This is a genomic window from Enterobacter cloacae complex sp. 402C9 (assembly GCF_050030745.1).
In the GTDB taxonomy this organism is placed as follows: domain Bacteria; phylum Pseudomonadota; class Gammaproteobacteria; order Enterobacterales; family Enterobacteriaceae; genus Enterobacter; species Enterobacter intestinihominis.
In genome coordinates this window covers 2,787,586-2,799,645 of the sequence record NZ_JBLGUW010000001.1, presented here as the reverse complement: position 1 = coordinate 2,799,645, position 12,060 = coordinate 2,787,586, and the positions used below count along the sequence as shown (strand labels likewise).

The 12,060-nt window shown below is 57.1% G+C and carries 11 protein-coding genes; 10 read left to right on the top strand and 1 reads right to left on the bottom strand.

Annotated features, from left to right (window positions below):
• Nucleotide 1 precedes the first annotated feature (1 nt).
• The 5 genes from flhC to cheW all read left to right on the top strand — a co-directional run bounded on the left by flhC (nucleotide 2) and on the right by cheW (nucleotide 5,054).
• Nucleotides 2-580, top strand: a complete 579-nt coding sequence (gene flhC, locus ACQG1K_RS13360; RefSeq protein ID WP_022648512.1) for a flagellar transcriptional regulator FlhC — start codon at nucleotides 2-4, stop codon at nucleotides 578-580.
• A gap of 123 nt (nucleotides 581-703) precedes the next feature.
• Nucleotides 704-1,591 (top strand): flagellar motor stator protein MotA, encoded by an 888-nt coding sequence (motA, locus tag ACQG1K_RS13355; protein ID WP_426720840.1) that lies wholly within the window; start codon nucleotides 704-706, stop codon nucleotides 1,589-1,591.
• Entirely contained in the window at nucleotides 1,588-2,517 is a 930-nt protein-coding gene (motB, locus tag ACQG1K_RS13350; protein WP_022648511.1) for a flagellar motor protein MotB, read from the top strand. Before motA ends, motB begins: the two co-directional genes overlap by 4 nt.
• Before the next feature lie 4 nt (nucleotides 2,518-2,521).
• Nucleotides 2,522-4,531, top strand: a complete 2,010-nt coding sequence (gene cheA, locus ACQG1K_RS13345) for a chemotaxis protein CheA (RefSeq protein ID WP_353416550.1) — start codon at nucleotides 2,522-2,524, stop codon at nucleotides 4,529-4,531.
• A 19-nt stretch (nucleotides 4,532-4,550) separates the two neighbouring features.
• On the top strand, nucleotides 4,551-5,054 hold the full coding sequence (gene cheW / locus ACQG1K_RS13340; protein ID WP_003859699.1) for a chemotaxis protein CheW: 504 nt from the start codon (nucleotides 4,551-4,553) through the stop codon (nucleotides 5,052-5,054).
• A 96-nt stretch (nucleotides 5,055-5,150) separates the two neighbouring features.
• Here cheW and ACQG1K_RS13335 read toward each other — a convergent pair whose 3' ends face one another.
• Nucleotides 5,151-6,410 (bottom strand): dicarboxylate/amino acid:cation symporter, encoded by a 1,260-nt coding sequence (locus ACQG1K_RS13335; RefSeq protein WP_032624032.1) that lies wholly within the window; start codon nucleotides 6,408-6,410, stop codon nucleotides 5,151-5,153.
• A gap of 426 nt (nucleotides 6,411-6,836) precedes the next feature.
• On the opposite strand from ACQG1K_RS13335, the gene ACQG1K_RS13330 reads away from it, so the two are divergent.
• The 5 genes from ACQG1K_RS13330 to ACQG1K_RS13310 are packed head-to-tail and all read left to right on the top strand — an operon-like array spanning nucleotide 6,837 to nucleotide 12,059.
• The gene (locus tag ACQG1K_RS13330; protein ID WP_022648508.1) at nucleotides 6,837-7,409 is read left to right on the top strand and encodes a spore coat protein U domain-containing protein; all 573 of its coding nucleotides are present in this window, start codon (nucleotides 6,837-6,839) and stop codon (nucleotides 7,407-7,409) included.
• A 7-nt stretch (nucleotides 7,410-7,416) separates the two neighbouring features.
• Entirely contained in the window at nucleotides 7,417-7,962 is a 546-nt protein-coding gene (locus tag ACQG1K_RS13325; RefSeq protein ID WP_022648507.1) for a Csu type fimbrial protein, read from the top strand.
• A 16-nt stretch (nucleotides 7,963-7,978) separates the two neighbouring features.
• Entirely contained in the window at nucleotides 7,979-8,740 is a 762-nt protein-coding gene (locus ACQG1K_RS13320) for a fimbrial biogenesis chaperone (protein ID WP_023300459.1), read from the top strand.
• Entirely contained in the window at nucleotides 8,716-11,100 is a 2,385-nt protein-coding gene (locus ACQG1K_RS13315) for a fimbria/pilus outer membrane usher protein (protein ID WP_032624033.1), read from the top strand. Before ACQG1K_RS13320 ends, ACQG1K_RS13315 begins: the two co-directional genes overlap by 25 nt.
• The gene (locus tag ACQG1K_RS13310; RefSeq protein WP_023300457.1) at nucleotides 11,097-12,059 is read left to right on the top strand and encodes a Csu type fimbrial protein; all 963 of its coding nucleotides are present in this window, start codon (nucleotides 11,097-11,099) and stop codon (nucleotides 12,057-12,059) included. The genes ACQG1K_RS13315 and ACQG1K_RS13310 overlap by 4 nt, the downstream gene beginning before the upstream one ends.
• Nucleotide 12,060: the final 1 nt, after the last annotated feature.

Here is a 12,060-nt window from a genome sequence, read left to right as displayed (position 1 = left end):
AATGAGCGAAAAAAGCATTGTTCAGGAAGCCCGTGATATCCAGCTGGCAATGGAACTCATCACGCTGGGTGCGCGTTTACAAATGCTGGAAAGCGAGACGCAACTGAGCCGTGGTCGTTTGATCAAGCTGTATAAAGAATTGCGTGGTAGCCCACCGCCAAAAGGTATGCTGCCGTTTTCGACTGACTGGTTCATGACCTGGGAGCAGAACATCCATGCTTCCATGTTCTGTAACGCCTGGCAGTACCTGCTTAAAACGGGCTTATGCAGCGGCGTGGATGCCGTGATTAAAGCCTACAAACTTTACCTTGAGCAATGCCCGCAGCAGGAACAGGGACCCCTGCTGGCGCTGACCCGCGCCTGGACGCTGGTGCGTTTTGTTGAAAGCGGAATGCTTGAATTGTCGCGCTGCAACTGCTGTGACGGCAATTTTATTACCCACGCGCACCAGCCTGCGGGCAGCTTCGCCTGTAGTTTATGCCAGCCTCCATCCCGAGCCGTAAAAAGACGTAAACTTTCCCGGGATGCTGCCGATATTATTCCACAACTGCTGGATGAACAGATCGAACACGCTGTTTAACCCGAACCTGTGGGCAAGATTCCAGCAGCGGTAAGCGATTACCGCTGCTTTTTTTTACCCTGCGTTCAGGTCACGCGCTCGAAATGAACGTCCTGCCATAGTCACTAGCGGAAGGATGATGTCGTGCTTATCTTATTAGGTTACCTGGTAGTTCTCGGTACAGTTTTCGGCGGTTACATGATGACCGGCGGGCACCTTGGAGCACTCTATCAACCGGCTGAACTTGTCATCATCGGCGGTGCAGGGGTAGGGGCTTTTATCGTTGGTAACAACGGTAAATCGATCAAGGGCACGCTGAAGGCGATTCCGCTGCTGTTTTGTCGCTCGAAATACACCAAAAGCATGTATATGGATCTTCTGGCGCTGCTCTATCGCCTGATGGCGAAGTCACGTCAGCAAGGAATGTTCTCGCTGGAGCGGGACATTGAAAACCCGAAAGAGAGCGAAATTTTCGCCAGCTACCCGCGTATTCTGGCTGACGCGATGATGCTCGATTTTATCGTCGATTACCTGCGACTGATCATCAGCGGCAACATGAACACCTTCGAAATTGAAGCCCTGATGGACGAAGAGATCGAAACCCACGAAAGCGAATCTGAAGTGCCAGCCAACAGCCTGGCGCTGGTGGGCGACTCGCTTCCGGCGTTTGGTATCGTTGCGGCGGTGATGGGGGTGGTTCACGCGCTGGCCTCGGCGGATCGTCCGGCGGCTGAACTGGGCGCCCTGATTGCCCACGCGATGGTCGGGACTTTCCTCGGTATCTTGCTGGCGTACGGTTTTATCTCCCCGCTGGCGAGCGTGCTGCGTCAAAAGAGCGCGGAAACCACCAAAATGATGCAGTGCGTGAAGATCACGCTGCTCTCCAACCTCAACGGTTACGCACCACCGATCGCCGTCGAATTTGGCCGTAAAACGCTGTACTCCAGCGAGCGTCCGTCGTTTATCGAGCTTGAAGAACACGTGCGCGCGGTGAAAAACCCCAACCAACAGACGACAACTGAGGACGCATGAAAAACCAGTCCCATCCGATCGTCATCGTAAAAAAACGCAAGCATAAGGGGCACGGGCACGGTTCTCACGGCTCATGGAAGATCGCGTACGCCGATTTTATGACCGCCATGATGGCCTTCTTTCTGGTGATGTGGCTGATCTCCATCTCCAGCCCGAAAGAGCTTATTCAGATTGCGGAATATTTCAGAACACCGCTGGCGACGGCGGTCACCGGCGGGCCGCGCATATCGAACAGCGACAGCCCGATCCCCGGCGGCGGTGACGATTACACCCAGCAGCAGGGCGAAGTGAAAAAACAGCCTAACATCGACGAGCTGAAAAAACGGATGGAGCAGGCGCGCCTGAAAAAACTGCGCGGTGACCTGGATCAGCTGATTGAGGCGGACCCTAAATTGCGCGCGCTGCGTCCGCATCTGAAAATTGACCTGGTGCAGGAAGGGCTGCGTATTCAAATCATCGACAGCCAGAACCGACCGATGTTCAAAACCGGCAGTGCCGACGTGGAGCCCTACATGCGCGATATTCTGCGCGCGATTGCACCGGTGCTGAACGGCATTCCGAACCGCGTTAGCCTCTCCGGTCACACGGATGATTTCCCGTACGCCACGGGAGAGAAGGGATACAGCAACTGGGAGCTTTCTGCCGATCGCGCCAACGCCTCGCGTCGCGAGCTGGTGGCGGGTGGGCTTGATGATGGCAAGGTCCTGCGCGTGGTCGGCATGGCTGCAACCATGCGCCTGACCGACCGCGGACCGGATGACGCCATCAACCGTCGTATCAGTCTTTTAGTGCTGAACCAGCAGGCGGAGCAGGCCATCCTGCATGAAAACGCCGAAAGTCAGAATGAGTCACTGGACGATTTAAAACAGCCTGGGGCCGTCCCTTCGGCTGCCGTTCCAACATCGCCACCAGCCAATCCGAGGTGATAGCGTGAGCATGGATATTACCGATTTTTACCAGACATTTTTTGATGAAGCCGACGAATTGTTGGCCGATATGGAGCAACATTTGCTGGATCTGGTGCCCGAGGCACCGGACTCAGAACAGCTCAACGCCATCTTCCGTGCGGCGCATTCCATTAAAGGCGGAGCCGGAACGTTTGGATTTACCATTTTGCAGGAAACGACCCATTTAATGGAAAACCTGCTGGATGAAGCACGACGCGGTGAGATGCAGCTCAATACCGACATTATCAACCTGTTTTTGGAAACGAAAGATATTATGCAGGAACAGCTCGACGCCTATAAAAGTTCGGCAGAGCCTGATGCCGCCAGCTTTGAATACATCTGCAACGCGCTGCGTCAGTTAGCGCTGGAAGCCAAAGGTGAGGCGTCTGCGCCCGTTGTCCCTGCGGCAAAACTGAGCGTTGTTGACGCCGCGGCCAAACCAGACAGTGCGCCTGATGCGCCCGCAGGAAAATTGCGCGTAGTGCTGTCACGGCTGAAAGAGAACGAGGTCAACCTGCTGGAAGAGGAGCTGGGTAACCTGGCGACGCTCAGCAACGTGGTGAAGGGTAAAGACAGCCTGGCCGCGACGCTCGACGGCGGGATCGGTCAGGATGACATTGTGGCGGTGCTGTGCTTCGTGATTGAAGCGGATCAAATTGCGTTTGAAACCGAGGCGGCGGCCGTTGAAGTGCCCGCGCCGGCAGAAATTGCCCCTGCGGTAGTTGCCGCTGCCCCTGCACTGAAAGCCGTGCCCAAAGAGACGGCCGCCCCGGCCCGCGGTGAAAAACCGGCGGCGCGCTCCAGCGAGTCAACGAGCATTCGCGTGGCGGTGGAGAAAGTGGATCAGCTGATTAACCTGGTGGGTGAACTGGTGATCACCCAGTCGATGCTGGCCCAGCGCTCCAACGAGCTGGACCCGGTGACCCACGGCGATCTCATCACCAGCATGGGCCAGTTACAACGTAACGCCCGCGATTTGCAGGAATCGGTGATGTCCATCCGCATGATGCCGATGGAATATGTCTTCAGCCGCTTCCCGCGCCTGGTGCGCGACCTGGCCAGCAAGCTCAACAAACAGATCGAACTCACGCTGATGGGCAGCTCCACCGAGCTGGATAAGAGCCTGATTGAACGCATTATCGACCCGTTAACGCACCTGGTGCGTAACAGCCTCGACCACGGCATTGAGCTGCCGGAAAACCGCGTGGCAGCCGGAAAATCGCCAGTGGGCAACCTGATCCTGTCAGCAGAACATCAGGGCGGCAACATCTGCATCGAAGTGACCGATGACGGCGCGGGCCTGAACCGCGAGCGCATTCTGGCGAAGGCGATTTCGCAGGGCATGGCGGTCAACGAAAACATGACTGACGAAGAAGTGGGCATGCTGATTTTTGCCCCGGGCTTCTCAACCGCAGAGCAGGTCACCGACGTTTCCGGCCGCGGCGTGGGCATGGACGTGGTGAAACGTAACATTCAGGAGATGGGCGGTCACGTTGAGATCCAGTCTAAGCAGGGCGCGGGCACCACGATCCGTATCCTGCTGCCGCTGACGCTGGCCATTCTTGACGGCATGTCCGTTAAAGTGGCGGACGAAGTCTTTATTCTGCCGCTGAACGCGGTGATGGAATCCCTCCAGCCGCGCGAAGAAGATCTGCATCCGCTGGCGGGCGGCGAGCGCGTGCTCGAAGTGCGCGGCGAGTACCTGCCGCTGGTGGAACTGTGGAAATTGTTCGAAGTGGACGGGGCAAAAACCGAGGCCACGCAGGGTATCGTTGTGATCCTGCAAAGCGCCGGACGCCGCTACGCGCTGCTGGTCGATCAGCTGATTGGTCAGCATCAGGTGGTGGTTAAGAACCTGGAAAGTAACTACCGCAAAGTGCCGGGGATCTCTGCTGCCACCATCCTGGGTGATGGTAGCGTCGCGCTGATCGTCGATGTATCGGCACTTCAGGGATTAAATCGTGAACAACGTGTGGCGAACACAGCCGCCTGATTAAGTAAAAGGTAATAACATGACCGGTATGAGTAACGTAACGAAACTGGCGGGCGAGCCCTCTGGGCAGGAATTCCTGGTTTTCACTTTAGGTGATGAAGAGTACGGTATCGACATCCTGAAAGTGCAGGAAATTCGCGGGTACGATCAGGTAACGCGCATCGCGAATACGCCAGCGTTTATCAAGGGTGTGACCAACCTGCGCGGTGTGATTGTGCCTATCGTGGATCTGCGCGTGAAGTTCAGCCAGGGCGATGTGGAGTACAACGATAACACGGTGGTGATTGTTCTGAATCTGGGGCAGCGCGTGGTGGGGATTGTGGTGGACGGCGTGTCAGATGTGCTGTCGCTGACCGCCGATCAAATCCGTCCTGCGCCGGAGTTTGCGGTCACGCTGTCGACGGAATACCTGACAGGGCTGGGTGCGCTCGGCGAGCGTATGCTGATTCTGGTGAATATTGAGAAGCTGCTGAACAGCGAAGAGATGGCGCTGCTGGATATCGCGGCGAATCACGTGGCATAAAATAAAGCCGGGTGGCGCTGACGCTTACCCGGCCTACGTGTTCGAGCCATTCGTAGGCCGGGTAAGGCGAAGCCGCCACCCGGCTCTTTTGTAACCTTACGCCTCCTGCTCCACCAGCTCTGCCTCCGCTTCCCGCGCCCCTTCATTCTGCGACAGCATCGCCGTCGCAATCCCGTTCCCCAGCACGTTAATGGCGGACCGTCCCATATCCAGGAAATGATCAATCCCCATCAGCAGCAGGATCCCGGCCACCGGAATATTAAAGCTCGGAATGGTTGCCGCCAGCACCACCAGCGACGAGCGCGGTACACCCGCAATGCCTTTCGAGGCCAGCATCAGCGTTAACATCAGCACCGTCACCTCGGTGAAACTCAGGTGAATGTTGTACGCCTGGGCGATAAACATTGAGGCGAACGAGCAGTACACCATGGAGCCGACCAGGTTAAACGAGTAGCCGATCGGCAGGACGAAAGAGGCGATATTACGTGAACAGCCGAAGCGCGCTAACTGCTCCAGCGTTTTCGGGTATGCCGCTTCTGAGCTGCTGGTGGTAAACGCCACCAGCACCGGATCTTTCAGCATCGCCACCAGACGGAAAATCTCTTTCTTCAGTACCATGTAACCCACGGCCAGCAATACCAGACAGGTCAGGAGGATCGCCACATAATAACCGCCAATAAACGAGGCATAGTTCAGCAAAATGCCCAGCCCCTGGGTGGCAATGACGGACGAAATCGCCGCGAAAATGGCCAGCGGCGCAACGTACATCACGTAGCCCGTCACCTTCAGCATAATGTGGGATACCACATCCAGCGCCGCGACCAGCGGGGCGTTGAATTTTTGGCCCAGTGACGCGCCGCCAATGCCGAAGAACATCGAGAAGACCACAATTTGCAGGATCTCATTGTTCGCCATCGCGCCGGCAATGCTGGTTGGAATGGTGTGTGACAGGAAGGCTTTCAGCGACATCCCGCTCACGGCCAGGCCGGTATCAACCGTCTCTGTCGGAATGCTCAGGTTCAGACCGCTGCCGGGTTGTTCAAGGGTAACAATAAACAGCCCCACCAGAATGGAAAGTACGGATGAGCTGATAAACCACACCATCGCTTTACCCCCGACGCGCCCAATCGTAGACGTTTCACCCAGCCTCATAATGCCCACCGTCAGGGTGCTGAACACCAGCGGGGCTATCACCATCTTGATCAGCCGCAGGAAAATATCGGTCAGCAGGGTGATGTTCTCCGACCAGGCCTGTATCGCGTCGGACGAAGCATACTCATGGATCGCCGCACCGGAAAGAATGCCCGCCAGCATGAAAATCACGATGAAGAGCGTGAGTTTGTTTGCACTTGCCACAAAAAGATCCTCTATGCGCTAAAAGAGTTTCCTGCGTCAATGCATACAAAATTTTTATTTAAGCGCAGGAAAATATTCGGGGCATAAATTGAAGTAAAGCTGCGTGAGTTACAACTTGTTTTTATTTTTTATGAAATTCGTTGTTTTTATCATGACGATATATTGTGACTCAGATCACACTACAGGCGATATATCCTCAAGTTAAGCAAGAATAATGCCCTTTTTTTTTGCTAACCCTTTGTAATGTTTGTTAATAACCTGTTAATTCGAGCGGGGTTGCCCTCTTTTTGATGAAAGTGGTTGAAGTGCTAACCATAAACTAAATTCTCAGTAACCGCGCCGGGGAATGTTTAAGCGGGGCTAACATACTGAACAGTATGAATAAAATATGGCAAGCGAACCTATATTTCTTCTGGAGGGTGGTAAATGAAAAGAAAACTTCTTTTTATCTGCGCGGGCACGCTGCTGACGGCGGCAACGGTCGGTCAGGCTCTCGCGGTCACCAGTAGCGGCACTATCGGCGCGACGTTGACGCTGACAAACGGCTGCTTGATCAACGGCTCGCCAACGCAAAACGGCATTAACTTCGGGACGCTGGATTTCGGCACTCATCCTGCAACATTCTCCACCCTGACAACCCAGTTAACCGGTGCCAGCGGAGGAAACACCTTTACCATTCAATGTACCACTGCCAGTTACACGGTGGCGATCACCGGCAACACTAACGCTACCGCACCCGGAACCGTTGTCGGCACCCCAGGTACGCCGGGCCGCTATCTGGTCAACACCGCCAATGCGGCGCAGGGCGTTGCCTACAGCCTGTTCAGCGATAGCGGTTACAACAACGTGGTTGCGAACAATGCCGCGTTGCCGGTCGCCTCTACTGCGGGTGGGGTGGATAGCTACACCCTCTACGCACGCATTACGGGCGGCGGCAATAGCGTAACGGTCGTACCGGGAACCTATACCGACACGATTAACGTCAGCGTCACCTACTGATTCAGCCATGAAGGCATTGTTATGTCTGCGCGACAGCGCAGAGGGCGTCGTGCACCCTTTTTTAACCCTGTTGGTCGGGCTGATGTTGATCCCAGACGCCGGGGCGGTGACGTCTCAGTCATTCAGGGTGAGCGCGACGGTTGTGCCTGGATGCTCGGTGAGCACCGGCACCGGCGGGCGTTTCGGTACGCTGAATTTCGGGACCCGCAGCGGCGTGGAGAGCGCACCGGTCAGCACCAGCTTTGTTGCCGACGGCGCGTTGTCCATCGCCTGCACACCGGGTGTGGCGCTAAGTATGAGCATTAATGGCGGTCAGAATTATAGCTCTGTGCGGCGGATGACGCGTTCAGGCGGGACAGAGGTGGTCGGTTACCGGCTCTACAGCAGCAGCTCTTTGGCCGCAAACAGTGAAATTGGGGTTAACCAGGCAATACCGATTACCTATACCAACAGCAATAACATCGCGCTGCCTCTTTTTGGCGTCGCGCTTTTGACCGGGTTTAGCCCGTCAGGAACGTATTCAGATCAACTCACCGTGACCTTGTCATGGTAGGAAAGGGAGAGCATTGATGAAGCCATTTTTCAGGCGGTCAGGCCTGTTGAGTCTGTTGGGGATAACGGCCCTTACAGCGGTTAAGGCGCAAGCAGCCGCAACCATTCTTCTTTGGCCTATCGATCCGTGGCTTTCGGCAGACGCCAGAGCAACTGAATTGTGGATCCAGAATCAGGGCAACAGCGCCACGACAATGCAGATACGCATTGTGCGCTGGAAACAGGAGGGCGGATATGAGCGTTACACCGCCCAGCAGGATGTGGTCGCCAGCCCGCCGATCGTGACTATCGCTAAAGGCAGTAAACAGCTTATTCGCCTGATTAAGCAGGGGACGATCCCGTCCGGCGTCGAGCAAGCCTACCGCATCATTGTGGATGAGATTCCCCAGCCGGATGCAAAAGCGGAACCGTCTATGGGCCTCAAACTGCAAATGCGCTATTCCATTCCCTTATTTGTTTATGGACAGGGGATCCCCACCCTCAACGAAGGAGAGCATCACGCGCTGGCGAACACTCAGCAGCTCAACTGGCGGGTCATTCAGGAGGAGGGGAAACCCGCGCTTGAGGTCCGCAATCAGGGGAACGTTCACGTCAGGCTCAGCCAGGTTGCGGTTGAGCAGGGCGGGCAAAAACGCACGGTTGCCGAGGGGCTGCTGGGTTATGTGCTGCCAGGCAGCACCCGAAGCTGGCCGCTTCCGGCAGGGATTTATCAGCCGAATCGGATGAGCGCGCAAATTAATGCCAGGGATACGCAATGGCAATCGACGCCCGTCAACTGAAACCGGCGATGATGATCCTGCTTTGCGTCAGTACCAGCGCATTTGCCGAAACCGGCGACGACAGTTTACCGCCGCCGCCGGACGCTCGGACGATGAACGGCGAAGCTGTATTCCAGCTCGCCCTGGTGCTGAACCACTATGACACGGGTCTGGTGGTGCCGGTGACGCAGCGCGAGGGCGCCTGGTTTATTTCAGGAGCGGATTTGCTTCGCGCCGGACTGCCGCAGGAGCATGTGCCTGCCGGAGAGGTGAACCTTTCAACGCTCTCATCGGTACGCGTAGAGTATGACAGCAGCGCCCAGCGGCTCATGCTGACGGTCCCCCGGGACTGGGTTGCGGCACGGATCACGTCGTTTAGCGGTCAGAGCGCGCAAAGCAAGCCGCATTATGGCCGGGGCGCGCTGCTCAACTACGACGTTTATACCAACCATACCGAACATACGGGCGGCCAGGCGTCGGTGTGGCATGAGTTCCGCTATTTCAACGAAGACTATTCGTTTTCTTCGACAGGGTACGCCCGACAGAATTTCGCCGGAAGCAGCGGGCAGCAGGAAGGATACGTGCGCTATGACTCAACCCTGCTGATCACCAACGAGGAGGATGCCACCACCTGGACCGTCGGGGACGTCATCAGCGATGCGCTGAGCTGGAGCACCAGCGTGCGGATGGGCGGGATCAGCTACGGGCGCGACTTCTCCCTGCGTCCGGATCTGGTGACCTGGCCGCTGCCGGCGTTTTCCGGTGAGGCGGCCGTCCCGACCTCGGTCGATCTCTTTATTAATGGCTACCGTTCCGGCTCCACCCGCCTTCAGCCGGGGCCGTTTACCCTCACTAATCTGCCGTACATCAACGGCGCAGGGGATGCGGTACTGGTCACCACCGACGCGCTGGGACGTCAGGTGAGCACCACGCTGCCGTTTTATGTCAGCAGCGATCTGCTGAAGCAGGGGTTAAGCGACGGCGCCGTGACGCTGGGCAGCCTGCGGCGCAACTACGGTATAGAGAATTTTGACTATGGCCCGGCGGCGGGCAGCGGATCGTATCGCTACGGGGTGACCGACTGGCTGACGCTGGAGGGGCATGCGGAAGGGGCGGAGTCGCTGGCGCTCGGCGGCGCGGGCACGGTGCTGAAGCTCGGGCGTTTTGGCGTGGTGAACACGTCTTATACCCAAAGCCGGATGCGCGGCGACGAAGGGGGCCAGATGAACTGGGGCTATCAGTACAGCACCAGCGAGTTTAGCGTAGCGACCCAGCATACCCGACGCGACCGCGGCTTCGGCAACCTCGCCCTGTACGATCAGCCCACCGTTTATGATGAATATGATAACCCCGTTGCCAGCCTGAGCCGCAATACCGACCAGTACTCCTTAACCTTTAACCTCGGTGATTACGGCAATATCGGTGCGGCGTGGATCGGCGTGGAGAGTTTTGACAGCCGGAAAACCGAGCTGCTCAACCTCTCCTGGAGCCGAAATCTGTGGCGCTCAAGCAGTATTTACCTGGCGGCCAGCCGTGACCAGCAGCGGGATGACTGGACGGTTGCGCTGTCGTTGCAGGTCCCTCTGGGCGAACGTGACAGCGCCGCCGTTACCTTTGAAAACACGCCTGACGCAGGCAGCACTCAACGCATTAACTACAACCACTCGATGCGGTCTGACGGCGGCTTTAGCTGGAACATGGCCTGGGCCAACCAGTCGCGGTCGAGTAACTATCAACAGGCCACGCTCGGCTGGCGGAATAACAATGTTGAGCTTCAGGGCGGCGGCTACGGTGAGAAGGGGATGATGACCTGGTGGGGCGAGGCGATGGGCTCTGTCGTCCTGATGGACGGTGAGCTGTTTGCGGCGAACAAAATCAACGATGCGTTTGTGGTGATCAGCACCGACGGACATCCGGACGTACCCGTCAGCTACGAGAACCAGCCAGTTGGTAAAACCAATAACAAAGGTTATCTGCTGGTCAGCGGCGTTTCCGCCTATTACCCGGCGAGCTACCGCATTGATACCCTGAACTTACCTGCGGATACCCGGCTGAAAGAGACCGAGCGTCGGGTGGCGATTCGTCGGCATAACGGTTATCTGGTGGATTTCCCGATGGAGCAGGAGCGGGTTGCCAGCGTGATCCTGCATGACGCGCAGGGCAATGCGATCCCGGTGGGAAGCCAGGTCAAACGCGCGTCCCGCAGTAGCGCGGTTGTTGGCTACGACGGCCTCGCCTGGCTGGAAAACCTCAACGATGTGAATCCTCTGGAGGTCATCACCCCGGACGGTAAACGCTGTATCGCAACGTTGAACGTGGGCGCAAATCCCGAGCATAAGCTGCAAACCTACGGTCCGCTGACCTGCCGGGAGGCGCCGTGAAACGCCTGTTGATAGCCATACTGTTGCTGTTCTCGGGCAGCGGCTGGGCGGCCTGCACCGTCAGTACGGTGAACGCCTCGTTTGGCAGCGTCACCTCATTCGCCCTGAGCAGTACGGGGGAGGTGCAAACCACCGGCACGCTGGTGGTGTCCTGCGATACTGTTCTCAACCTGCTAACCAACGACTCGGTGACGCTGACCTACACCTCGGCGTCGATAGCCGCCAACAGCCGCGCCACCATGAAGCGTACCGATAATGCGGCCATCGCGGACGTTATCCCCACGCGCCTGTGCGGTGCCACTGGCTGCGGCGGAAACAGTGAAGTACAAATCAGCAAAACCTATACCTGGAATGGCAACACCCTGCTCGGGCTGCTGGGGTCAAGGCGCTACAACATTCCGCTTTATTTCCGTACTGTGCCGGGGCAGAACGTCACGGCCGGGCCGTACCAGGTGTTGTTAACGTTCAGCATCAACTACAACGTGTGCGCCGTTGGCGCGGGCGGGCTATGCCTGACCCCGCAAACCGGCACGGCAACTACCTCCATTCTCCTCAACATGACCGTGACCAACGATTGCAGCACGATGACCACGCCGGACGTGAATTTTAACAGCGCGCCGCTGGTGCAAAATTTTCCCACCGTTTCGCAGTCGATCGCCGTCACCTGCACCAAGGGCAGCACCTACACCATAGGCATTAATAATGGAGCAAACGCCCTGAACAACGTTCGTCGTATGGTTAGCGGCAGCAATTTTATGAGTTACGACATCTATAAAGAGGCGACCAGCAACCGCTGGGGCGGCAGTGGCAGCGAGCGCTGGGCCAGCGCCAGCTCATCCCAGGTCAGTACCGACGGGCTTTTACGCACCTATAACTACAGCGCTAAGGTCCTGACCAGCCAGGCCACGCCGCCTGCCGGAACCTACACCGACACGCTGATCGTTGACGTCGCGTTCTGAC